21 protein-coding genes are annotated in these 23,933 nt (G+C 71.9%); 11 read left to right on the top strand and 10 right to left on the bottom strand.

What is annotated here, in order from left to right:
- Positions 1-57: 57 nt before the first annotated feature.
- The 5 genes from ACWC21_RS33345 to ssd all read right to left on the bottom strand — a co-directional run bounded on the left by ACWC21_RS33345 (position 58) and on the right by ssd (position 4,309).
- Positions 58-258, bottom strand: coding sequence for a DUF4244 domain-containing protein (locus ACWC21_RS33345; RefSeq protein WP_450887335.1), 201 nt, complete (start codon positions 256-258; stop codon positions 58-60).
- Positions 259-344: 86 nt separating this feature from the next.
- A complete protein-coding gene (locus ACWC21_RS33340; RefSeq protein ID WP_450887334.1) occupies positions 345-1,133 on the bottom strand; it encodes a type II secretion system F family protein in 789 nt (262 codons plus the stop codon).
- The gene (locus ACWC21_RS33335; RefSeq protein WP_450887332.1) at positions 1,130-2,008 is read right to left on the bottom strand and encodes a type II secretion system F family protein; all 879 of its coding nucleotides are present in this window, start codon (positions 2,006-2,008) and stop codon (positions 1,130-1,132) included. The genes ACWC21_RS33340 and ACWC21_RS33335 overlap by 4 nt, the downstream gene beginning before the upstream one ends.
- On the bottom strand, positions 2,001-3,218 hold the full coding sequence (locus ACWC21_RS33330) for a TadA family conjugal transfer-associated ATPase (protein WP_450887330.1): 1,218 nt from the start codon (positions 3,216-3,218) through the stop codon (positions 2,001-2,003). Before ACWC21_RS33330 ends, ACWC21_RS33335 begins: the two co-directional genes overlap by 8 nt.
- Positions 3,215-4,309: a septum site-determining protein Ssd gene (gene ssd, locus ACWC21_RS33325; protein WP_450887328.1), complete on the bottom strand. Its 1,095-nt coding sequence runs from the start codon at positions 4,307-4,309 to the stop codon at positions 3,215-3,217. Before ssd ends, ACWC21_RS33330 begins: the two co-directional genes overlap by 4 nt.
- 584 nt (positions 4,310-4,893) lie before the next feature.
- On the opposite strand from ssd, the gene ACWC21_RS33320 reads away from it, so the two are divergent.
- Positions 4,894-5,727, top strand: coding sequence for an HAD family hydrolase (locus tag ACWC21_RS33320; protein WP_450887326.1), 834 nt, complete (start codon positions 4,894-4,896; stop codon positions 5,725-5,727).
- Positions 5,728-6,153: 426 nt separating this feature from the next.
- On the opposite strand, the gene ACWC21_RS33315 is transcribed toward ACWC21_RS33320, so the two are convergent.
- Positions 6,154-6,978, bottom strand: coding sequence for an oxidoreductase (locus ACWC21_RS33315; RefSeq protein WP_450887324.1), 825 nt, complete (start codon positions 6,976-6,978; stop codon positions 6,154-6,156).
- A 100-nt stretch (positions 6,979-7,078) separates the two neighbouring features.
- Here ACWC21_RS33315 and ACWC21_RS33310 point away from each other — a divergent pair, with 100 nt between their 5' ends.
- On the top strand, positions 7,079-8,059 hold the full coding sequence (locus ACWC21_RS33310) for an ATP-binding protein (protein WP_450887322.1): 981 nt from the start codon (positions 7,079-7,081) through the stop codon (positions 8,057-8,059).
- An 18-nt stretch (positions 8,060-8,077) separates the two neighbouring features.
- On the opposite strand, the gene ACWC21_RS33305 is transcribed toward ACWC21_RS33310, so the two are convergent.
- Positions 8,078-9,343: a hypothetical protein gene (locus tag ACWC21_RS33305; protein ID WP_450887321.1), complete on the bottom strand. Its 1,266-nt coding sequence runs from the start codon at positions 9,341-9,343 to the stop codon at positions 8,078-8,080.
- A gap of 319 nt (positions 9,344-9,662) precedes the next feature.
- Here ACWC21_RS33305 and ACWC21_RS33300 point away from each other — a divergent pair, with 319 nt between their 5' ends.
- From ACWC21_RS33300 to ACWC21_RS33275, 6 genes are all read left to right on the top strand, one after another.
- Positions 9,663-11,933, top strand: a complete 2,271-nt coding sequence (locus ACWC21_RS33300; RefSeq protein WP_450887319.1) for a bifunctional SulP family inorganic anion transporter/carbonic anhydrase — start codon at positions 9,663-9,665, stop codon at positions 11,931-11,933.
- 508 nt (positions 11,934-12,441) lie between these two features.
- Positions 12,442-14,397: an acetate--CoA ligase gene (gene acs / locus ACWC21_RS33295; protein ID WP_450887317.1), complete on the top strand. Its 1,956-nt coding sequence runs from the start codon at positions 12,442-12,444 to the stop codon at positions 14,395-14,397.
- Between the two features lie 230 nt (positions 14,398-14,627).
- Positions 14,628-16,070 (top strand): Na+/H+ antiporter NhaA, encoded by a 1,443-nt coding sequence (gene nhaA, locus ACWC21_RS33290; RefSeq protein WP_450887315.1) that lies wholly within the window; start codon positions 14,628-14,630, stop codon positions 16,068-16,070.
- A gap of 54 nt (positions 16,071-16,124) precedes the next feature.
- On the top strand, positions 16,125-16,616 hold the full coding sequence (locus ACWC21_RS33285; protein ID WP_450887313.1) for a phage holin family protein: 492 nt from the start codon (positions 16,125-16,127) through the stop codon (positions 16,614-16,616).
- A complete protein-coding gene (locus ACWC21_RS33280; protein WP_450887311.1) occupies positions 16,613-17,560 on the top strand; it encodes an alpha/beta fold hydrolase in 948 nt (315 codons plus the stop codon). Before ACWC21_RS33285 ends, ACWC21_RS33280 begins: the two co-directional genes overlap by 4 nt.
- A gap of 243 nt (positions 17,561-17,803) precedes the next feature.
- On the top strand, positions 17,804-17,983 hold the full coding sequence (locus tag ACWC21_RS33275) for a hypothetical protein (RefSeq protein WP_450887309.1): 180 nt from the start codon (positions 17,804-17,806) through the stop codon (positions 17,981-17,983).
- 7 nt (positions 17,984-17,990) lie between these two features.
- On the opposite strand, the gene ACWC21_RS33270 is transcribed toward ACWC21_RS33275, so the two are convergent.
- The 3 genes from ACWC21_RS33270 to nth all read right to left on the bottom strand — a co-directional run bounded on the left by ACWC21_RS33270 (position 17,991) and on the right by nth (position 20,870).
- Entirely contained in the window at positions 17,991-19,190 is a 1,200-nt protein-coding gene (locus ACWC21_RS33270; RefSeq protein WP_450887307.1) for a MarP family serine protease, read from the bottom strand.
- Between the two features lie 95 nt (positions 19,191-19,285).
- A complete protein-coding gene (locus ACWC21_RS33265; protein ID WP_450887305.1) occupies positions 19,286-19,981 on the bottom strand; it encodes an NUDIX hydrolase in 696 nt (231 codons plus the stop codon).
- A gap of 52 nt (positions 19,982-20,033) precedes the next feature.
- On the bottom strand, positions 20,034-20,870 hold the full coding sequence (gene nth / locus ACWC21_RS33260) for an endonuclease III (RefSeq protein WP_450887303.1): 837 nt from the start codon (positions 20,868-20,870) through the stop codon (positions 20,034-20,036).
- 276 nt (positions 20,871-21,146) lie between these two features.
- Between nth and ACWC21_RS33255 the strand changes: the two genes are divergently transcribed.
- From ACWC21_RS33255 to ACWC21_RS33245, 3 genes are all read left to right on the top strand, one after another.
- Positions 21,147-21,821 (top strand): Crp/Fnr family transcriptional regulator, encoded by a 675-nt coding sequence (locus ACWC21_RS33255; RefSeq protein ID WP_030734182.1) that lies wholly within the window; start codon positions 21,147-21,149, stop codon positions 21,819-21,821.
- A 78-nt stretch (positions 21,822-21,899) separates the two neighbouring features.
- Positions 21,900-22,925, top strand: coding sequence for an outer membrane protein assembly factor BamB family protein (locus ACWC21_RS33250; RefSeq protein WP_450887301.1), 1,026 nt, complete (start codon positions 21,900-21,902; stop codon positions 22,923-22,925).
- A 90-nt stretch (positions 22,926-23,015) separates the two neighbouring features.
- Positions 23,016-23,837 carry a nucleotidyltransferase domain-containing protein gene (locus ACWC21_RS33245; protein WP_450887299.1) on the top strand — a complete coding sequence of 274 codons (822 nt, stop codon included), beginning with the start codon at positions 23,016-23,018 and terminating at the stop codon, positions 23,835-23,837.
- Positions 23,838-23,933: the final 96 nt, after the last annotated feature.

The raw sequence follows: 23,933 nt of genomic DNA, 5'->3' as shown, positions 1-23,933 counted from the left end.
AACCCCCGGTCCGCCGGCCGTCTCCGTGCGCGTTCGCCGCCGCGGCCGTATCGGCGCTCACATCCGCGCACTGAGGGCTCGTTTCACGATGGCCTGCAGTTCCGCCCGGACCTGTCCGCTCGTCACGACCTCGTAGAGCAGCAGGGCGAATCCCACGGCCGCGACGATGCCCATGGCGTACTCCGAGGTGACCATGCCCGCGTCCCGCCGCCACCTCGCCCGCAGCCGTCGCCCCGCGCCCTTCGTCCTCCTGCTCATCCCGACCCCCGTAAGGTTCCTTACCTCGATCACTTATGACCCCTTTTCCGAGTGCTTCATCTTTTCCATCCGCTTATCGGTCTCCGTCACCCACCACCTCCTCGCACCACCGCGCCCGCCAGCCCGATGACCACGGGCAGCACGCCGATCGCGATGAAGGCGGGCAGGAAGCACAGCCCCACCGGTGCGCTGACCAGAACGGCCGCCCTCCTGGCCCGTGCCGTCGCGGCCCGGCCCCGGTCCGCTCGCGCGTCCGCCGCGAGCCGCGCGACCGGCGTGGCCGCCGGGAGCCCCGACTCGCCCGCACGCGCCAGCAGCCGGGCCAGGGCGCCGGCGCCCGGCATCGCCGCCAACCGGCGCCAGCCGTCCGCCGGTTCACCGCCCAGCCGTACCTCGGCGGCGCCCTGCGCCAGTGCCTCCCCGACAGGCCCCCCGAGGGCCTCGCCGACGGCCCGGGCGGCTGTCACCGGGTCCGCACCGGCCGCGATGCAGGCGGCCAGCAGTTCGGCGGCCAGCGGGAGTTGACGGGCGGCCACCGCGGCAGCGGAATCCGCCGCCCGACCCGCGCCGTCCCCCTGCCGGCGCCGCCACCGCCACAGGGCCACGGCGAGCCCCAGGCCCACCACCGCACCGGCGGCACCGCCGACCAGGCCGCACCCCGCGGCCACCACCGCGACGGCCGGCAAGCACCGCCGCACCACACCCAGCACCTCGGCGGACGGCCCTGGGGCCGTGGCGCCGGAGGGCAGCAGTCCGGCCAGCCGGCGCCGCGCCCAGCGCCTGCGGCGGGCCAGGCCGATCCGCCGTACAAGCCATCCGACGACCAGGGCCAACGCGACGGCTGTCCCCAGTCTGTGGACGAACGCGGCGCTCATGCCTCCTCCGCCGCGCGCACGATCCGCGCCGACCACCACAGCCCGGCGGCCTCCAGCAGTCCGCCGACGAGCAGACAGCCGAGCCCAGCCCCGCGGTGCAGCAGCACGTGCAACGGGTCGGCGCCCATGGCCGTGCCCAGCAGGAGCCCCAGGGCGGGCAGGGCGGCAAGCATCACCGCCGTGGCCCGTGCGCCTGCCAACTGGGCACGCAGGTCCGCGTGCTGATCCCGTTCTGCCCGCAGGGCAGCGCCCAGCCGGTCGAGGCCCGCTGCCAGCCCGGCGCCCTGGTCCACGGCCACCCGCCAGCAGGCCGCGAGCCCCAGCAGCCCCTCGGCGCCCGGCTGCCGGGCCGCCCCCGCGAGAGCGCCCGGCACGTCTCCGCCGAACCTGGCCGCGGCGAGCACGGCCGCGTGCGCCTCGTCGAGCCCGCCGGAGTCCCGCGCGGCGCACAACAGCGCCTCACCGGGCTGCCGTCCGGTGCGCACCTCCCCCGCGAGCGCCCCGCACAGGGCGATCACCTCGTCCCCGCGCCGTTCCCGTGCCCGCCGCGCCTCCCGCGCCAGCCGCACCCGCCGCAGCACCGGCACCCCGGCCGCCCCCGCGACCACCGGAACGACCGAGGCGCCCAGCAGCGCCAACACCAGTCCGGCGGCCAACGACCACCACTCGCCCCGTAACCGACCGCCCAGTCGCCGCAGTTCACCGACGATCGGCCGGCGCCCCGTGGGCGGCCCGGTCCCCACCGTCCCGCCGCCCGCCAGCAGCAGCCGCGCCCGCCGGGCCCCGCGGTGCGGCCCGCCGGTCAGCCAGGCCGCCGCGGCGGCACAGGCCAGGGCGGCGCCCATGGTCGGCGCGCCCGTCGAGATCTCACCCATCGCACTCGCCTCCGTTGCCGGCCGGTCCGCCGTCGAACTCGTCGCGCAACAGCCCGCGCAGCCGTTCCCACCCGCGATCCCTCGCGAAGGCCCCCGGCCCCCAACGCAGCGCCGGTACCGTCCGAACCAGCCCCGAGGGGTCCCGCTCCAGCACATGCACCTCGGAGATGCGGCGCCGCCCCGCCCGGTCGCGCACCAGATGCAGCACCACCGACAGCGCGGCCGCCAACTGGCTGTGCAGCGCTGCCCGGTCGAGCCCGGCGGCCGTGCCGAGCGCCTCCAGGCGGGCCGGCACGTCCGCCGCGGCGTTGGCGTGCACCGTGCCGGAGCCGCCTTCGTGGCCCGTGTTGAGCGCGGCCAGCAGATGCACCACTTCGGGACCGCGCACCTCGCCGACGACCAGGCGGTCGGGACGCATCCGCAGCGCCTGCCGCACCAGGTCCTCGAGGGTGACCAGGCCCGCGCCCTCCTGGTTGGCGGGTCTGGTCTCCAGCCGTACGACGTGCGGGTGGTCGGGGCGCAGTTCCGCGGAGTCCTCCGCGAGCACGATCCGCTCGTCCGGTCCGACCAGTCCGAGCAGCGCGCTCAGCAGCGTCGTCTTGCCGCTGCCCGTGCCGCCGCTGACGAGGAAGGACAGCCTTGCCCGCATCAGCGCCCGCAGGATCCGGTCACCGCCCGGCGGTACCGTGCCCGCGGCGACCAGCTCGTCGAGCGTGAAGGCCCGGGGCCGTACCACCCGCAGGGACAGGCAGGTGCAGCCGACGGCCACCGGGGGCAGCACCGCGTGCAGGCGGGTGCCGTCGGGCAGCCGGGCGTCGGCCCATGGCCGGGCGTCGTCCAGGCGCCGCCCGGCCACCGCGGCCAGCCGCTGCGCGAGTCGCCGTACGGCAACCGCGTCGGGGAAGGCCACCGTGGTCAGCTCCAGGCCGCCACCCCGGTCCACCCACACCCGGTCCGGGGCCGACACCAGGACGTCGGTGACCTGCGGGTCGGCGAGGAGCGGCTCCAGCGGGCCGCTGCCCACCAGCTCGGACCGCAGCCGCTCGGCGGCTCCGAGGACTTCGGCGTCGCCGAGCACCCGCCCCTGTTCCCGCAGCGCCTGCGCCACGTGCGCGGGTGTCGGTTCGGCTCCGCTCTCGGCCAGCCATCGCCGTACGCCGTCGAGGAGCGCCGGGGAGTCCGCGCGCTGGAGTCGGGGAAACGCGCTCATACGCCACCCGCCTCCACCAGGGCCCGCTCCCAGAACCGGGTGCAGAAGCGCGCCAGCGGACCACGGCCGGCCGCGCCGGGTGGTCTGCCGCCGCCGTGGGGGCGCAGCAGTCCCGGTTCGACGGGCACCTCACCGGCCAGGGGCAGGCCGAGCAGCCGGGCCACCTCGCGGTCGTCCAGACCGGGTGCGTAGGGCCCGCGCACCGCCACTCTGAGGTCGCGCAGGACCATGCCGACGGCGGCGGCCACCCGGCCGGCCGCCGCGACGGCGCGCAGCTCGGCGGGGACGACGAGGAGCGCGAGGTCGAGCTGGGCGAGGGTCTCGGCCACCCCGTCGTCGATGCGGCGCGGCAGGTCGACCACGACGGTGCCCCCGCGGCGCCGGGCGGCGGCGAGCACCGCCCGTACGGCCTGGGGCGGCACGGCGACGCAGTCGCCGCGGTCCCAGCTGAGCACGCGCAGGGAGTGCAGCTGGGGCAGCGACTCCTCCAGGGCGCCACCGCCGACCCGGCCGCGTGAGGCGGCGAAGGCGGGCCAGCGCAGCCCGTCGGCGCTCTCGCCGCCGAGGAGTACGTCGAGTCCGCCACCGAGCGGATCGGCGTCGACGAGCAGGGTGCGCAGTCCCTCCCGCGCGGATGTGACGGCCAGCGCGCAGGCCAGCGTGGACGCGCCGGCCCCGCCTCGGCCACCGATGACACCGACGGTGAGCGCCGGACGGCCGACGCCCTCGGCGACGTCGGCGATGCGGTCGACCAGCCACTGCTCACCCTCGGGGAGGATCAGGACGTTGTCGGCGCCGATCTGGACGGCCCGTTTCCAGACGCCGGCGTCGTCCTGGTCACGCCCGACGAGCACCACTCCCTGTCTGCGCGTGGCACCGCGGACCCGGCGCGCCGCATCGTCCCCGACCAGGACGAGCGGGGCCGCCTCCCAGCCACCGCCGCGTTCCGGTACGCGGGGGTGCACCTCTGGTGTGGCGCCCGCCGCCGCGCACAGGCGCAGCAGGTCGTCGAGGAGCTGGGCGTCCTCCGTGACGATCAGCGGCCGCCCCGCGGTCGCGGGCGGTGGATCGTGGGTGACGGTTTTGGCCATCTCGTGTTCCCCCTTCGCCGCGTGGTGCGCGCAGTCCCCTGCGGCCACGCGATTCCCGAACGTGTGAAGAACCGGCAAGCGGCCTCCATATGAGCGGCCGATACGAACCGGCCATTGACGCTCCTGCAAACAGAACCGGCCATGAACTCGCCCGGCGGGAGCGCGCTGGAATCACGGTGCAGCGATCCCGGAAATCGTGTGGATCTTGGTGGAAAACTGTGGACAACTCAGTGGTTGTGAATATCGCCATCACCCATACCGGTGACCCCTGCGCCGCTCCCCGTTCAGCTTCCGGAGCGCGGCACACCGACTACCGTCAGTGACGGATCATGGGCATGCCGAGACGGCGGTCACCGCCGCCCGCCAAGGGCCCGGCAACCGCCTGAAGGAAGGGAAAAACCCACCCGGACATGCGACGACCCCCGCCGGGGGGGAGAGCGGGGGTCGTCCCCACGGCCGACTCGGGGGGGGAGGAGTCGGACCGGGTTAGCACGGTCGCGAACGATCCGTGACTTCCATGGTGTACCCGAGAGCCCTCTCAGGCAAACCCACGCGCCCCACCTTACGCCGAATGGTGGGCGCCTATGCTCAGGGGCGTGGAAAACCACTCCTTGCCCCGCACAGCAGCCTTCTTTGACCTGGACAAGACGGTCATTGCGAAGTCGAGCACACTCACCTTCAGCAAGTCGTTCTACCAAGGCGGACTGATCAACCGCAGGGCCGCCTTGCGTACCGCATATGCCCAGTTCGTCTTCCTGGTCGGGGGTCTCGACCACGATCAGATGGAGCGCATGCGCGCGTACCTGTCGGCGCTGTGCCGCGGATGGAACGTGCAGCAGGTGAAGGAGATCGTCGCCGAGACCCTGCACGACCTGATCGACCCGATCATCTATGACGAGGCCGCCTCCCTCATCGAGCAGCACCACACGGCCGGCCGCGACGTGGTGATCGTTTCCACGTCGGGCGCCGAGGTGGTCGAGCCGATCGGTGAGCTCCTCGGGGCGGACCGGGTGGTGGCCACCCGCATGGTCGTGGGCGACGACGGCTGTTTCACCGGCGAGGTGGAGTACTACGCCTACGGCCCCACGAAGGCGGAGGCGATCCGGGAGCTGGCCGAGTCCGAGGGGTACGACCTCGACCGCTGCTACGCCTACAGCGACTCGGCGACCGACCTGCCGATGCTGCAGGCGGTCGGACATCCGCACGCCGTGAACCCGGACCGGTCCCTGCGCCGCGAGGCGCTCGCCCGCGGCTGGCCGATCCTGGACTTCCACCGTCCGGTGCGCCTCAAGAAGCGGTTGCCCACTCTCTCGGTACCGCCCCGGCCGACCCTGATCGCGGCGGCGGCGATAGGAGCGGCGGCGGCCACCGCGGGACTCGTCTGGTACGCCAGCCGACGGCGCAGCTCAGTGACATGAACCGTTTGTGACCGTTTTGGTGCTGGAGGTAAAGAACTGCGGACAGGGGTTCCGGTTGCTCCGGACCTGCAGTACAAAGGACTTAACGGCCCGCGAGACCGAAGGACATCCGCGAGGATCACCTTTAAAACGCATTTGGCCCCACGGACCGAGCATGAGAACCGGGCACCCACGCGACGTCGACCCGTCGATTACGGGCCAGCCGCACCAGGTGACGGGCAAAGATCCCGACCTGATGGGCGACATATCGAGGACGCTTGGTAACTCGGTGATCATGCCAGCGGCGGTACGAACTCTCGTACCGCCGCAACCCTGTTCAGGCCCGTCGTACGGGACTGGCCCGTCGTAGGGGACTGGCCCGTCGTAGGGGACTGGCCCGTCGTAGGGGACTGGCCCGTCGTAGGGGACTCCAGGGGCCTTCTTCCGTCAGGCGGCCCCGCGCTGCAGCGCCTCGCAAACCGCCGTCGACTCGCGCACGCCCAGCTCGACCGCCCTGCCGCAGTGGGCGATCCAGGCCGCCATGCCCTCCGGCGTTCCCGAGACATAGCCGTCCAGGGCCGCCACGTACGCGGCACGGCCGAGCTCCGCGTGGCCCACCTCGGCCGGACAGACCGCCTTCGGGTCCAGGCCGCTGCCGATCAGGACGATCCGCTCGGCCGCGCGCGCGACCAGCCCGTTGTGGGACACGAAGGGGCGCAGCGCGAGCAACTCGCCATGCACCACCGCGGCCGTCACCAGGGCGGGCGCCGAGCTGCCCGAGATGATCAGCTGCGCGAGACCCTCCAGCCGACCGGACACCTCGGCGGCGTCCGGCAGCGCCAGCTCGATCAGCGGCTCGTCGGCCGGCTCCCCGGCCCGGCGCGGCCGCCCGACGTCGTCACCCCTGCCCGCCGCGGCGACCAGGTGCAGCCGGGCGAGCACCCGCAGGGGGGACTGCCGCCAGATGGACAGCATCTGACCGGCCTCCGCGGTCAGCCGCAGGGCCGCGCCCACCACGCGCGCCTCGTCGTCGCCGCTGAAGTCGGTGCGCCGGCGCACCTCCTCCAGGGCCCAGTCGGCGCCGGACAGCGCCGCGGAGCCCCGGGCGCCGCGCAGCGCCGCTTCCGAGGTGACCGCATTGCTGCGGCGCCGCATGATGCGATGCCCGTAGACCCGGTCCACGGCCTTGCGCACGGACTCCACGGACTCGGCCACACCGGGCAGTGAGCCCAGGGTCGCGAGCGGATCGGCGGACGCGCCTGTCGTACTCATGAGTACGACCCTACGCACCCCGGCGCTCCGCCCCACGAAGGAGTGGTCTTCTTCACTCCAGCCGACACTTCAAGTCATCGACTGACTACTCTTGGTGAACATGAAAATTGCTTTCGTCGGGAAGGGCGGCAGCGGCAAGACCACGCTGTCCTCCCTCTTCATCCGCCACCTGGTGGCGGCCGGAGCGCCGGTGGTCGCCATCGACGCCGACATCAACCAGCACCTCGGCGCCGCGCTCGGCCTCGACGACAGGGAGACGGGAGCCCTGCCCGCGATGGGCGAGCGGCTGTCACTGATCAAGGAGTATCTGCGCGGCAGCAACCCGCGCATCGCCTCGGCCGCCACGATGATCAAGACGACCCCGCCCGGCGAGGGCTCGCGGCTGCTGCGGGTCCGGGAGCCCAACCCGGTGTACGACGCCTGCGCACGGCCGGTGGAACTCGACGGCGGTGCCGCCCGTCTGATGGTCACGGGCTCCTTCACGGACGCCGACCTGGGGGTCTCCTGCTACCACTCCAAGACGGGAGCGGTGGAGCTGTTCCTGAACCACCTGGTCGACGGCCGGGACGAGTACGTCGTGGTCGACATGACGGCGGGCTCGGACTCCTTCGCCTCCGGAATGTTCACCCGCTTCGACATCACGTTCCTCGTCGCCGAGCCGACCCGGAAGGGGGTCTCCGTCTACCGCCAGTACAAGGAGTACGCCCGCGACTTCGGCGTCAACCTGAAGGTCGTCGGCAACAAGGTGCAGAGCCAGGACGACGTCGACTTCCTGCGTGCGGAGGCCGGGGACGACCTGCTGGTGACCGTCGGGCACTCGGAGTGGGTACGCGCGATGGAGAAGGGCAGGCCGCCCCGGTTCGACCTCCTGGAGGACACCAACGGCCACGCCCTGCGCGCACTTCGGGCCGCCGCCGACGCGACGTACGAACTGCGGGACTGGGAGCGCTACACCCGCCAGATGGTGCACTTCCACCTGAGGAACGCACAGTCGTGGGGCAACGAGCGCACCGGGGCCGACCTGGCGGCGCAGGTCGACCCCGCCTTCGTGCTCAGCGAGGCGGTCGCCGCCCCCGCCTGACGGCCACCGCCTCCGCGTCTACTGCCGGACCGCGGGCGCCCCCGGCACCCCCTTCGGAGCCGGGGCGGTGCGGCCCGACAGGAAGGACGCCCAGCCCTGCCGGGGGGCCTCGCCCACGTTCAGCGTGCGCAGCCTGGCCAGCACCTGCGGGTCCTGGGCGTCCAGCCAGTCGGCGAGCTGCCGGAAGGAGACGCAGCGCACCTCCGGCTTGTTGCACACCTGCTCGACGACCTCGTCGAGGGCGCGCATGTAGGTGCCGCCGTTCCAGGACTCGAAGTGGTTGCCGATGATCAGGGGCGCACGGTTGCCGTCGTAGGCGCGGTAGAAGCCCTTCAGCAGGCCGTCCCGCATCTGGTCACCCCAGTAGTCGTACTTATCGGGATCCCCCTGGGTCGAGGTGCCCGACTGGTTGACCATGAAGTTGTAGTCCATGGTCAACTGCTCGTAGGAGTGCCCCGGGAAGGGCACGAGCTGCATCGACAGGTCCCACAGGCCGTTCTTCCTCTTCGGCCAGACCTGGTCGTCGACCCCGCTGGTGTCATAGCGGAAGCCCAGGTCGCGGGCCGCCCGCATGAAGTTCTTCTGGCCTTCCAGGCAGGGGGTGCGGGCGCCGACGAGCTCCTTGTCGTAGTCGAAGGGCAGCGGAGGCGCGTCCTTCATGCCCGTGTTGGTCTTCCAGGTCTTCACGAACTCCTTGGCCTGGGCGATCTCGCTCTTCCACTCCTCCACCGACCAAGTGCCCACCCCGCCGTCGTTGCCGCAGAAGTGGCCGTTGAAGTGGGTGCCGATCTCGTTGCCCTCCAGCCAGGCGAGGCGCAGTTGCCTGACGGTGTCAGTGATGCCCTGCTCGTCGTTGAAGCCGATCTCGGAGCTGCCCGGCGCGTGCTGCGGCGGCTTGTAGAGGTCGCGCTTCTCCTTGGGCAGCAGGTACACGCCGCTGAGGAAGTAGGTCATGGTCGCGTTGTTGGCCTTGGCGACCTTGCGGAAGTGGGAGAACAGCTTCTGGCTGTCCTCGCCCGCCCCGTCCCAGGAGAAGACCACGAACTGGGGAGGCTTCTGACCGGGTTCGAGCCGCTCGGGTCTGGGCAGATGCGGCTGCGAGCCGGTGTACGCGGTGGAGCCGTCGCCGATCAGCCGGAGCACGCTGCCGGGCGGCGGCGCTCCCTTCTGCGGGCCGGGGGCTCCTTCCTTGGAGCCGCTGGAGCCGCCGGCGCAACCGGCCAGCGACGCGGCACAGGCCGCGGCGACCATGGCTCCCGCGGCGATCCTCTGGGTGGCGGCCATGTTCCGCCCACCTTCTTCCTTCTCTCAGACAAACGCTGACGAGGGCGTTTTGTGGTGGACTGCCGGTTTCGTCGGCAGCGCCGCCAAGGTCGCACGAGGGCCGAGAAGGAATTAATACGACAAGCCGATAAACAGCTCGCATCACTCCAGCGGGTGAACTAATGCACCTTTTGCGGCAAAAATCCATGCCCGACTTTTACTCTGCATTACGATTCGTTTACTACGCGTTGATCGTTGCGTTGATCCATCCCGCACCGCACGCCGCGACCCGCGGCCGCGACCGGTTACCCGACCGCGCCACCCCGGAGGAGACGGGAACATGTCAGCCTGCGCCCCCACCCAGCCCCAGCCCCCGGCACCGACCGAGCGCCCCCACCAACCACACAGTCCGCCCCGCCGCTTCCGTGTCGCCGGCGCCGATCTGTCCGCGTCGGTCGCCGTCTTCCTGATCGCTCTACCCCTGTCCCTCGGCATCGCTCTCGCCACGGGCGCCCCGCTCCAGGCCGGGCTGGTCGCCGCTGCGGTCGGCGGGATCGTGGCAGGGCGGCTGGGCGGTTGCCCCCTCCAGGTCAGCGGCCCGGCAGCCGGACTCACCGTCGTCACCGCCGGCTTGATCGACCGCTACGGATGGCGGACGACCTGCGCCATCACCGTCCTGGCGGGCCTGGCCCAACTCGGTCTGGGCTGTCTGCGCGTGGCACGCTCCGCGCTCGCCGTGAGCCCGGCCGTGGTGCACGGCATGCTCGCCGGCATCGGTGTGACCATCGCCGTCGCCCAGCTGCACATCGTGCTGGGCGGCAGCCCGCACAGCTCCGTCCTCGACAACCTCCTGGGCCTGCCGTACCAGTTGGCCCATCTGCATCCCGCGGCCGTGACGACGAGCGCGCTGACGCTGACCCTGCTGCTGGCCTGGCCACGACTGCCCGGCCGCCCCGGCCGGCTGCTGCGCAGGATCCCGGCCGCGCTCGTCGCGGTCGCCGGGGCCACCGCGACCGCCTGGCTCACCGGGCTGTCGCTGCCCAGGGTCGACCTGCCGTCCTGGCACAGCCATGCCCTGGCCGGACTGCCCGAAGGGCCCGTGCCCGGCCTCGTCACCGCAGTGCTGACCACCACGCTGGTGTGCAGCGTGCAGTCGCTGCTCGGAGCGGTCGCCGTGGACAAGCTGGTCGCCGGGCGCCCCGCTCCGCAGAACCGCGTCGGCCGCTCGGACCTGGACCGGGAGCTGCTCGGCCAGGGCGCCGCCAACATCGTCTCCGGTGCGCTGGGCGGACTGCCCGTCGCGGGGGTGGCCGTGCGGAGTTCGGCGAATGTACGGGGCGGCGCCGTGAGCCGGAACTCCACCATGCTGCACGGCGTTCTCGTCATGGTCGCCGCGCTGCTGATGGTTCCGGTCCTGGAGCTCATCCCGCTCGCATCGCTCGCCGCCCTGGTGATGGCCGTCGGCATCCAGATGGTGTCCCTGCACCACATCCGCACGGTGACCCGCCACCGCGAGGCGCTGGTGTACGCCGCCACCACTCTCGGCGTGGTGTTCCTCGGCGTGCTCGAGGGCGTGCTGTCCGGCGTCGCCGTGGCCGTCGCCGTCGCGCTGAACCGGCTCGCCCGCACCCGTGTCACGCACGAAGAGACGGGAGGAGTCCACTACGTCCGGGTGAGAGGCGAGTTGACGTTCCTCGCGGTGCCACGGCTCAGCCGCGTCCTGCACCTCGTGCCGCAAGGCGCCCACGCCGTCGTGGAGTTGCACGGCTCGTTCATGGACCACGCGGCGTACGAGTCGCTGCGGGACTGGCAGCTGGCGCACACCGCGCTGGGCGGATCCGCCGAACTCACCGGCCGCGGGGGCGGTACCCCGACCACCACATCCGGCCGGCGCGGATCCAGACCCGACGGCAGCCCCGACGGCAGACCCGACACCGGACCAGACGGCGGCCGCGACCTGGCACGCGGCATCAGCGCCCTCCGGCGCGACACCGCGCCCCCGCTCCTGGTACGGGGCGAGTTGGCGCGGGAGGGGCAGCGCCCGTCCCGGCTCTTCCTCACCTGCGCCGACTCGCGGCTCGTCACCTCGACGATCACCTCCAGTGGCCCGGGCGACCTCCTCGTCGTGCGCAACGTCGGCAACCTGGTCCCGCTGCCGGGTGAGGAGAGCGGCGACGACTCGGTGGCGGCTGCTGTCGAGTACGCGGTCGACGTGCTGAAAGTGCGGTCCATCACGGTCTGCGGCCACTCCGGGTGCGGGGCCATGCAGACCTTGCTCGACCTGGAGCAGACGGGTGCGCGGACACCGTTGAAACGGTGGCTCGGGCACGGGCTGCCGAGCCTGGAGCGGATGGCCGACGGCGCCGGCCCCGGGGCACGGCTGGCCGGCCGGTCCGCCGTGGATGCGCTGGAGCAGCTCTGTCTGACCAACGTGATCCAGCAGCTGGACCATCTGCGCGCCCACGAGTCGGTCGCGCGCGCCCTGAAGGGAGGAACGCTGGAGCTGCACGGCATGTATGTCCATGTGGGCGAGGACCAGACGTACCTGCTCGACGCAAAGAGAGGAGACGAACTGTTCGACCGGGCGCCGGCGCAAGACCTGTCGGCGTGATGCGGCTCCCGCTGCGCGCGCTCGGCGCCCAGCGGGCCGGGGCGGGCGGATCCGCCTCCGGTCGCAGGGACTTGCGGGCCCGGTGGACATGTACGCGTGCGGTGAGCTGGCGGATGCCGAACGCGGCCGCCGCCCCGGTGACCGTGAGCTGATCCACCGCGATCACGTCCATGACGACCCGCTCCCCTCCGGGGTCCGCTCCCTCCGGGGTCCGCTCGGCGCGGTCGGGGCGCGACGCCCAGTGCCCTCCGCGTCGAAGTGTGAAAGACGTCACCGTATCCCCATGGCGCCGGTCGAACTCCGCGAAGAGCCCAGGGGCGCGAGCCGCCGCAGGCGGCCCGCCCCGAATCCCTTCCGCCGGGTTTCCCTCAAGCGCCGCAAGGGACCGTAGAAGACCAGATGAACACACAGGTCTAAACCAATTGTACGTCGCCCCTTGTCACCGGACCCCCGGGTCTGATGAGCTGTGGCCTGGGACACAACGGACACCCTGCGAGAGGGAGATGTCGTGAGCAACGAGAGCCTGGCCAACCTGCTCAGGGAAGAGCGCAGGTTCGTGCCGCCCGCCGAGCTGGCCGAGAACGCCAACGTCACGGCGGAGGCGTATGAACAGGCCAAGGCTGACAGGCTCGGCTTCTGGGCCGAGCAGGCACGCCGGCTGACGTGGGCCACCGAGCCCACCGAGACGCTGGACTGGTCGAACCCGCCGTTCGCCAAGTGGTTCCAGGACGGCAGGCTCAACGTCGCCTACAACTGCGTGGACCGGCACGTCGAGGCGGGGCACGGCGACCGGGTCGCCATCCACTTCGAGGGCGAGCCCGGCGACAGCCGTGCCCTCACCTACGCCGAACTGAAGGACGAGGTGTCCAAGGCGGCGAACGCCCTGCTGGAGCTGGGGGTCCGCAAGGGCGACCGGGTCGCCATCTACATGCCGATGATCCCGGAGACCGCGATCGCGATGCTGGCCTCGGCCCGTATCGGCGCCGCGCACTCGGTCGTCTTCGGCGGTTTCTCGGCCGACGCGCTCGCGACCCGCATCCAGGACGCCGACGCCCGTGTCGTCATCACCTCCGACGGCGGGTGGCGGCGCGGCAAGCCCTCCGCGCTCAAGCCGGCCGTCGACGAGGCGGTCGCCAAGGTCGACAACGTGGACCACGTGCTCGTCGTACGCCGCACCGGCCAGGAGGTCGCCTGGAACGACGAGCGGGACGTGTGGTGGCACGACCTGGTCGAGCGGCAGTCCGCCGAACACGCACCGGAGGCGTTCGAGGCGGAGCACCCGCTGTTCATCCTCTACACCTCCGGCACGACGGGCAAGCCGAAGGGCATCCTGCACACCTCCGGCGGTTATCTGACGCAGACGGCGTACACGCACTGGGCGGTGTTCGACCTGAAGCCGGAGACCGACGTCTACTGGTGCACGGCCGACGTCGGCTGGGTCACCGGGCACTCGTACATCGTCTACGGACCGCTGGCCAACGGCGCGACGCAGGTGATGTACGAAGGCACGCCGGACACCCCGCACCAGGGCCGGTTCTGGGAGATCGTGCAGAAGTACGGCGTGACGATCCTGTACACGGCGCCGACCGCGATCCGTACGTTCATGAAGTGGGGAGACGACATCCCCGCCAAGTTCGACCTCTCCTCCCTCCGCGTCCTCGGCTCCGTCGGCGAGCCGATCAACCCGGAGGCGTGGATCTGGTACCGCAAGAACATCGGCGGGGACCGGACGCCGGTCGTCGACACCTGGTGGCAGACCGAGACCGGCGCGATGATGATCTCCCCGCTGCCGGGCGTCACCGCCGCCAAGCCCGGCTCCGCCCAGACCCCGCTGCCCGGCATCTCCGCGACCGTCGTCGACGACGAGGCGAACGAGGTGCCGGACGGCGGCGGTGGCTACCTGGTGCTGACCGAGCCGTGGCCGTCGATGCTGCGCACCATCTGGGGCGACGACCAGCGGTTCATCGACACCTACTGGTCCCGTTTCGAGGGCAGGTACTTCGCCGGTGACGGGGCGAAGAAGGACGACGACGGGGACATCTGGCTCCTCGGCCGCGTCGACGACGTGATGCTGGTGTCCGGGCACAACATCTCCACCACCGAGGTGGAGTCCGCGCTGGTCTCGCACCCGTCCGTGGCCGAGGCGGCCGTGGTCGGCGCGGCGGACGAGACGACCGGGCAGGCGATCGTCGCCTTCGTGATCCTCCGGGGTACGGCGTCCGAGGACGACGAACTCATCGGCGCGCTGCGCGACCACGTCGGCGCCACGCTCGGCCCGATCGCCAAGCCCAAGCGGATCCTGCCGGTGGCGGAACTCCCCAAGACCCGCTCCGGCAAGATCATGCGACGCCTGCTGCGGGACGTCGCGGAGAACCGCCAGCTCGGTGACGTCACCACGCTGACCGACGCCACGGTCATGAACCTCATCCAGGCGAAGCTGCCCGCGGCGCCCAGCGAGGACTGAGCGGCGCGGACCGAGCCCGGCACGACTGGGCACGGCTTGCGGGGGCACCCGGCGACCAGCGCGCCGGGTGCCCTTTTCGCACCTACCGTGGGGATCGCTGGATCCATCCACGGCGCACCCGGTACGCACGTTAGGTAAACTAAGCAAAGCAACGACAACGTCAACATCAGGTGCGCCGGGAAGTCTGGTCGGCATGTGCTCCGTCCTGCCCACCGACCGGAGGTCTCCCCGTGCCCGCGCCCCGCACCACCACCCGCAAGGTCTTCGCGCGGCTGTCGCTGCCCGAGCGGACCTACGTCGCGGACGCCCTGCGCGCCGAGACGGTCGGCGGCGTGCTGCTGCTGGCCGCCGCCGTCGCGGCCCTGGTCTGGGCGAACATCCCCGCGCTGCGCCACAGCTACGAGACCGTCAGCCAGTACCACCTGGGCCCCGGCGTCCTCGGCCTGAACCTCTCCGTCACGCACTGGGCCGCCGACGGACTGCTCGCGGTCTTCTTCTTCGTCGCCGGAATCGAGCTCAAGCGCGAGCTCGTCGCCGGTGACCTCAGGGACCCGAAGGCCGCCGCACTGCCCGTGCTCGCCGCGCTGTGCGGCATGGCCGTACCGGCGCTCGTCTACACCCTCACCAACGCCGCCGGTGGCGGCTCGCTCGCCGGCTGGGCGGTGCCCACCGCGACCGACATCGCCTTCGCGCTCGCCGTGCTCGCGGTCATCGGCACCGCGCTGCCGAGTGCGCTGCGCGCCTTCCTGCTCACGCTCGCCGTCGTCGACGACCTGTTCGCGATCCTGATCATCGCGGTCTTCTTCACCGAGCGCATCCACCTCGCCGCACTCGGCGGCGCGGTCGCCGGGCTCGTCGTCTTCTGGCTGCTGCTGCGTGCGGGCGTACGCGGCTGGTACGTGTACGTGCCGCTCGCGCTGGTCGTCTGGGCCCTGATGTACAACAGCGGTGTCCACGCCACCATCGCGGGCGTCGCCATGGGCCTGATGCTGCGCTGCACCACCCGCGAGGGTGAGGAGCACTCGCCCGCCGAACGCATCGAGCATCTCGTGCGCCCCCTGTCGGCGGGACTCGCCGTGCCGTTGTTCGCGCTGTTCAGTGCGGGTGTGTCGATATCCGGCGGGGCGCTCGCGGACGTGTTCACCAAGCCGCAGACACTGGGTGTGGTGCTGGGCCTGGTCGTCGGCAAGACGCTCGGCATCTTCGGCGGCACCTGGCTGACCGCCCGCTTCACCCGGGCCTCGCTCAGCGACGACCTCGAGTGGGCGGACGTCTTCGCCGTGGCGACCCTCGCCGGCATCGGGTTCACCGTCTCCCTGCTCATCGGCGAGCTCGCCTTCGCGGGCGAGGCGACCCTGACCGACGAGGTCAAGGCCGCCGTGCTGACCGGGTCGCTGATCGCGGCAATGGGCGCGACGGTCCTGCTGAAGATCCGCAACGCAAAGTACCGCCGGCTGTGCGAGGAGGAGGAACGGGACGAGGACCTCGACGGCGTCCCGGACGTCTACGAACAGGACGACCCGGCCTACCACCTGCGTATGGCCGAGCTCCTCGAGCACAAGGCGGCCGAGCACCGACGGCTCGCCGCGGACCTCGCGGGCACGGTCCCGGGGCGCCACGAGCGTGCCGAAGTGCCGGGCAGGGCAGGCGAGGAAGGCGACCGTCCGGCATGATCTGACGAGACGGTACAAAACGAGACGGCAGAAAAGACGAAGAGGGAGACCGCGATGAGCGCACCCGACGGCAGCCCGGTCGGCGCCGAACGCAGCATCGGCCAGCTGTTCGCCTCGGCGACGACCGAATTGTCGGCGCTGGTGCATGACGAGATCGCGCTGGCCAAGGCCCAGCTGAAGCAGGACGTCAAGCGCGGCGCGACCAGCGGCGGCGCCTTCACGGTGGCCGGCGCGGTGCTGCTGTTCTCCCTGCCGATGCTCAACTTCGCCCTCGCGTACGGCATCCGGACGTGGAGCGGCTGGAATCTGGCGGTCTGCTTCCTGCTGTCCTTCGCCGCCAACGTCCTCGTCGCCGGTGGTCTCGCGCTGATCGGGGTCGTGTTCGCGAAGAAGGCGCAGAAGAGCAAGGGCCGGCAGAAGGTCGCCGCTTCCGTGAAGGAGACGGCGGGCGTCCTGCAGAAGGCCAAGCCGCACCCCCGTCAGGAGCCGGCCCTGGAGGACCGGTCCCCCGCAGCCATCGAGGCTGTGGCACGCTCGTCGTCATGACGGACCCCGCCGCTTCGGCGCACCCCTTCTCGGTCGCACGGCTGGACGTACCCGGTGGCCGCGAGGTGACGCACCGGGACGTCGCCGCCAACGGCGCCCGTTTCCACATCGCCGAGGTCGGCGACGGACCGCTGGTGCTGCTGTTGCACGGCTTCCCGCAGTTCTGGTGGGCGTGGCGGCACCAGCTCGGCGCGCTCGCCGACGCCGGGTTCCGGGCGGTGGCGATGGACCTGCGGGGCGTGGGCGGCAGTGACCGCACGCCGCGCGGGTACGACCCGGCCAACCTCGCCCTCGACATCACCGGTGTGGTGCGCTCCCTCGGCGAGCCGGACGCCGCGCTGGTCGGCCACGACCTGGGCGGTTATCTGGCCTGGACGGCGGCCGCGATGCGGCCCAAGCTGGTGCGGCGGCTCGCGGTGGTGTCGATGCCGCATCCGCGGCGCTGGCGCGCGGCGATGCTGCGGGACGCCCGGCAGACGGTGGCCGGCTCCTACATCTGGGGGTTCCAGCGGCCGTGGATCCCGGAGCGGCAGCTGACCGCCGACGACGGGGCGCTGGTGGGCGAGTTGATCCGGGACTGGTCCGGGCCCCGGCTGCCGGACGACGACGTGGTGGAGACGTACCGCCGTGCCATGTGCATCCCGTCGACCGCGCACTGCTCGATCGAGCCGTACCGCTGGATGGTGCGGTCACTGGCGCGTCCGGACGGCATCCAGTTCAACCGCCGGATGAAGCGGCCGGTGCGCGTGCCCACGCTGCATCTGCACGGCTCCCTCGATCCCGTCATGCGCACACGGAGCGCCGCGGGTTCGGGTGAGTACGTCGAAGCACCGTACCGCTGGCGGCTGTTCGACGGGCTCGGGCACTTCCCGCACGAGGAGGACCCGGTGGCGTTCTCCGCCGAACTCATCAACTGGCTCAAGGACCCGGAACCCGACCGCTGACACGCGTGCGCCGACCTCGGCTGCCCGCTGGCACGCGCGCGCCGTGTCCGGCTGCCGCACGCGCGTGCGACGGTCCGGGGCCGGGTGGCCGGAACGGCTCGAGCCGGATCGGTGACCGCGCCAATGCGCCCGGTATCCGGAGCCTGAACACCTGTTCCACGAACGGCCACATGCCCAGCGCATAGGCCAATTGAGGGCCTCCGAAGCGGTTATCGACCTTGGGGCCCGGGCACACGTCGGGGTATGGGCTGGACGCACGACTACAGTGACGCACCCCGGAACCGCCGCTCGGCCGCAGGCCTGAGCTCGCACGGGAATGGCGCTCCGCAGATGCAGAGCACGGATCTCCGGGTCGGAATTCCACGCATCCTGCGCCGCCGGGCCCGCTGGGTCTCGGTACGTCTGCGTCATCCCCGCGGCTGAACCGCCGCTAGAGGGCGCAGCTGTCGGTGCCCACCTGCTGGTTCGCGGTACGCCCCTGGTCGATGTCCTGCCGGATCTCGTCCGCGGTGAGCGCGTAACCGGTGTCGGCGTCGTCGAGGGACTTCGCGAAGACCACGCCGTACACCTTGCCCTCGGGCGTGAGCAGCGGGCCGCCGGAGTTGCCCTGGCGGACGGTGGCGTAGAGCGAGTAGACGTCACGGCGGACGGTGCCACGGTGGTAGATGTCCGGGCCGTTGGCCGTGATGCGCCCGCGCACACGCGCGGCGCGGACGTCGTACGAGCCGTTCTGCGGGAAACCCGCGACGATCGCGCCGTCGTCGCTCGTCGCGTCCTTCGCGGAGAACTGCAGGGCGTGCGCCCTGAGGTCCGGCACGTCGAGTACCGCGATGTCGCGGTGCCAGTCGTAGAGGACGACCTTCGCGTCGTACTTGCGGCCCTCACCCCCTATCTGCACGGTCGGCTCGTCCACGCCTCCGACGACGTGCGCGTTGGTCATCACGCGGCGGTCGGCGAAGACGAAGCCGGTGCCCTCCAGGACCTTGCCGCAGCTCTGGGCGGTGCCCACGACCTTGACGACGGACTGCTTGGCGTGTGTGGCGACCGCGCTTCCGGCCAGGGCCGGGTCGGGGGGCCGTACGTCGGTGATCGGCTCGTTGGCGAAGGGGCTGAAGACCTGCGGGAAGCCGTTCTGCGCGAGGACCGAGGAGAAGTCCGCGAACCAGGTGTTGGCCTGGGCGGGGAGCGCCTGGGAGACGCCGAGGAGGACCTTGGAGCCCCGGACCTCCTTGCCGAGTGTCGGCAGGGTGGTGCCCGCGAGGGCCGAGCCGATCAGCCATGCCACGAGGAGCATCGCGACCACGTTGACCAGCGCTCCGCCGGTGGCGTCCAGGGCGCGGGCCGGGGACCAGGTGATGTAACGGCGCAGTTTGTTTCCGAGGTGGGTGGTCAGGGCCTGCCCGACGGACGCGCAGACGATGACGACCACCACGGCGACGACGGCGGCGGTGGTGCTGACCTCCGCGTTGTCGGTCAGGGCGTCCCAGATGACGGGCAGTGCGTAGACGGCGACGAGCCCGCCGCCGAGGAAGCCGGTGACCGACAGGATGCCGACCACGAAGCCCTGGCGGTAGCCGACGATCGCGAACCACACGGCCGCGACCAGCAACAGGATGTCCAGCACGTTCACCGTTTCAGGCCTCGACTCTTCGAACTCCGGCCCCACGAGCACGGCCGGGGGTCCGGGGGTCGCCCCCCGGGTAGACACAGCACGGGTTCACCCTGTCATGACCGCCAGTCGAGCGGGACCTGCTTCTCCCGGTCCCAGTCCCGCTCCCAGCCCGCGTAGTGCAGCAGGCGGTCGATGATCCCGGCGGTGAAGCCCCACACGAGGGCCGATTCGACCAGGAATGCCGGACCTCGGTGGCCGCTGGGGTGCACGGCGGTGGCGCGGTTGGCGGGGTCCGTGAGATCCGCCACGGGCACGGTGAAGACGCGGGCGGTCTCGTTCGGGTCGACGACGCCCACCGGGCTGGGCTCGCGCCACCAGCCGAGCACCGGGGTGACGACGAAGCCGCTGACCGGGATGTAGAGCCTGGGCAGCACGCCGAAGAGCTGGACGCCCGACGGGTCGAGTCCGGTCTCCTCCTCGGCCTCGCGCAGAGCGGCCCGCAGCGGCCCGTCGCCTGCCGGGTCGCCGTCCTCGGGGTCCAGGGCGCCGCCGGGGAACGAGGGCTGCCCGGCGTGGGAGCGCAACGAGCCCGCCCGCTCCATCAGCAGCAGCTCCGGACCGCGGGCGCCCTCGCCGAACAGGACCAGCACGGCGGACTGGCGGCCCCCGCCGTCCTCGGGCGGCAGGAAGCGGCTGAGCTGCAGCGGCTCAACCGTCTCCGCGGCCCGCGCCACCGGGTCGAGCCAGTCCGGCAGGCCCTGCCTGCTGAGCGTCACCGCGCCGCTCCGGGTGTCGCCGGCGTGCTTCATACCCACCCCCGTTCTGCCGTGTCCAACGCCAGGGGAGCCCTGGATCGCTCCGTCATGCGGCCCCCAGCGGCGGCGCGGGCCTGCCGCCCGCGTCGAGGTAGGCCTGCGGGGGCTTCAGACGCTGGCCGGGGAAGCCGCCCTTCTCGTACTTCAGGAGTTTCTCGGCCTTCTCGGGGTCCGTCTCGCCCTCGCCGTACGCCGGGCAGAGCGCGGCGACGGGGCAGGCGCCGCAGGCGGGCTTGCGGGCGTGGCAGATGCGGCGGCCGTGGAAGATCACGTGGTGCGAGAGCATCGTCCACTCGCTCTTCGGGAACAGCGCGCCGACCTCGGCTTCGATCTTGTCCGGTTCCGTCGCCGCGGTCCACTTCCAGCGCCGCACCAGCCGCTGGAAGTGGGTGTCCACGGTGATGCCGGGCCGTCCGAAGGCGTTGCCGAGGACGACGAAGGCGGTCTTGCGGCCGACGCCGGGCAGCTTGACGAGGTCCTCGAGCCTGCCGGGGACCTCGCCGCCGAACTGCTCGGTCAGGGCCTTGGAGAGCCCTATGACGGACTTGGTCTTGGCGCGGAAGAACCCGCAGGGGCGGAGGATCTCCTCGACCTCCTCAGGGTTCGCGGCCGCCAGGTCCTCGGGGGTGGGGTACTTGGCGAAGAGCGCGGGCGTGGTCTGGTTGACCCGCAGGTCCGTGGTCTGGGCGGACAGGACCGTGGCGACCAGCAGCTGGAAGGGGTTCTCGAAGTCCAGTTCCGGATGCGCGTACGGGTAGACCTCGGCGAGTTCGCGGTTGAGGCGCCGGGCCCGGCGGACCAGAGCGGTGCGCGACTCGTCCACCGGGACCTTTTTGGCCGCTTTGACCGTTTTCCTTTTGTCGCTGGGGTCCTGTTCGCCCACAGCGGAATCCCGACGTACAACCACCCGCGCAGCCCCCTTGGCCTGTGCTCTCACCGGCGATTTGGACACCCGGCCAGCCTAAAGCCCGGCACCGACATCCGCGCCGGACCCGGAAGATCAGTCCCCGATTGGACCCCTGCCGCTTACCCCGGGACATCTGTGCGGCATCCTTGTGACAGATCACACTGTTTGGATCGTCCGGCAAAATGGGGAACACGGTCCCCTGGCACACGGGGGAGCAAGATCCCCTGAGCAGGTCGACAAGGGAGAGAACTCGTGGACGACGTTCTGCGGCGCAACCCGCTCTTCGCGGCGCTCGACGACGAGCAGGCCGCGGAGCTCCGCGCCTCCATGAGTGAGGTGACCCTCGCGCGCGGTGACTCACTGTTCCACGAAGGCGACCCCGGAGACAGGCTGTACGTCGTCACCGAGGGCAAGGTCAAACTCCACCGCACCTCCCCCGACGGCCGCGAGAACATGCTGGCCGTCGTGGGTCCCGGTGAGCTCATCGGCGAGCTGTCGCTGTTCGACCCGGGCCCGCGCACGGCGACCGCGACCGCACTGACCGAGGTCAAGCTGCTCGGTCTCGGCCACGGTGACCTCCAGCCCTGGCTGAACGTGCGTCCCGAGGTGGCCGGCGCCCTGCTGCGCGCCGTCGCCCGCCGCCTGCGCAAGACCAACGACGCCATGTCCGACCTGGTCTTCTCCGATGTCCCCGGACGCGTCGCCCGCGCCCTGCTGGACCTCTCGCGCCGCTTCGGCGTCCAGTCGGAGGAGGGCATCCACGTCGTCCACGACCTCACACAGGAGGAACTGGCCCAGCTGGTCGGCGCCTCCCGGGAGACCGTGAACAAGGCGCTGGCCGACTTCGCCCAGCGCGGTTGGCTGCGCCTGGAGGCACGCGCGGTGATCCTGCTGGACGTGGAGCGCCTGGCGAAGCGCTCGCGCTGACCGACGGCACACGCGCGTGAGGCCCTGCCGTGAGGCGGGGCCTTTCGCGTACCCTGCGACGGACTCGCGGGGGTGGGGATGGTCGAGGACAAGGTGCCGGAGTCGGTCTGGACGCGGTCCGACTTGTGGCGTTCGGCGCGGCGGCTGTGGAGGACGCCGTACGAGAAGGGCGAGCTGGACAGGCCCGTGGGGCTGTGGGTGACGGATGCCTGTGTCGTCCTCGCCCGGTTCGACCGGCTGGACGCCTACAGCATGACCACGGGGGCGCTCCTGTGGACCTGGCGGCCGCCGGGTGAGGACGTCGTCCGGGTGGTGTCGCCGGACCTCGAGGACGGCGTGGGCGTGGTGCTGCACTACGACGACGGCGCACGCGACGTGCGACACGTCGACCTGACCGCCCTGGACACGGCCTCCGGGACGGTCGCCTGGACCCGCAGGGAGAAGGCGGAGCGGTTGGGGCACCTCGGCGAGTACCACTGCGAGGTGGCCCTGGGCGCGGGCCGGCTCGCGACGGTCGTCGACAAGTGGGGCGGCGCACCGAAGCTGCGGGTGGACGACGTGCGCACGGGCCGTACCCGGTGGTCGCACAGGCTGACCGACGGGCGTTCCGAGCCCGAGGCGGTGCTCCGCGCCGCGCCCTTCGTCGCCCGGCTGGAGGCACGCGGCAGCCGCGGCCGGCCACGACTGTCCGTCGGCGGCGTTCCCCTGCGCCTGCCTCCCGACTGTGCGAAGTTCGGCGAGCAGGTGGCCGTGACGGGCGATGTCCTCGCCGTGCAGGTGGTGCCCGTGGACGGGGTGGAGGAAGAGCACTACGTACGGCTCGGCGCCTACTCGGTCGCCTCCGGCGAGCCGCTGTGGGAGTGGCGGACAAGGTCCGATGCCTCCACGGTCGTCCCGCTCGCCCACCGCGGCTGGCTGCTGGCCCTGCACGGGTACGGCAACCGGCTGAGTGTTCTCGACCCGTCGGACGGGCGGGTCGTGGCCCGGCGCAGGGCGCGCGGCTACGCCTTCGACCCGCTCGTGGCCGCGCACGGCGACGTCATCGCCGTGGCCTGCCGTTCCCGGAGTGGGACGCGCCGCTTGCGGGTGTTCCGCTGGCGGTGAGGATCAGGCCGGGCGGGCGGTGAAGATCCAGCCGTAGGGGCCGGCCGTAAATCACCTGCCCCCGGGCCCCCGCCGCGGCACAGTGATCACATGGCCGAACCGTTTCCCCCGAAGGGCATCGACGCCCGGGGCCACCTCGAACGCGAGGGCTCTCTCACACGGATCCCGCACGCCTTCCGCCCCGTCGTCACCGCCGCCCGCGGCCGTCTCGCGGACGCCTTCGGGGACCGTATGCACAGCGCGTACCTCTTCGGGTCGATCCCGCGCGGCACCGCGCGCGTGGGGCGCAGCGATCTCGATCTGCTGGTCGCCCTGCGGGAGGAGCCGGCGGACGCTGACCGGGAGGCGGCCCGGGTCCTCGGTGAGGGCCTGGACGCGGAGTTCCCGCAGATCGACGGGGTCGGGACGCTGCTGTTCGGCCGGGAGCGGCTGCTCAGCGACTTGGAGAGGTACGACATGGGGTGGTTCGTCGCCTGCCTGTGCACCCCGCTGCTCGGGGAGGACCTCGCCGCGTTCCTGCCCCGCTACCGGCCCGACTCGCTCCTGGCCCGCGAGACCAACGGCGACCTCGCGCTCTTCCTGCCCCGCTGGCGGGAGCGCGTCGCGGGTGCCGAGGACCGCGAAGAGGCCCGGCGGCCGCTCGTGCGGTTCATGTCACGCCATCTCGTGCGCACCGGGTTCACCCTGGTGATGCCCCGCTGGCAGGGCTGGACCAGCGATCTGCGGGAGATGGCCGAGGTGTTCGGCGCGTACTACCCGGAGCGCGCCCGGCAGATGCGGACGGCCGCGGAGCACGGCTACGAGCCCGTCGGCGACCCGGAGGTCCTGCGGTCCTACCTCGACGACCTGGGGCCCTGGCTCGCGGCGGAGTACGCGCGCGTGCACGGGGTCAAGGCCCCGAGGCCGGACTAGTGCTGCGACCGGAAAGGTTTGCCGGGAAGCTCGCGGCGTCCGGTGCGGTGCCTCGCAAGGCGGAGCATCACCCGCGTACTGGATGTACTCGGGTGG

It is taken from the genome of Streptomyces sp. NPDC001348 (assembly GCF_053597535.1).
Note: the sequence above shows the minus strand (reverse complement) of the source record. Positions and strands in the feature narration are given on the sequence as shown.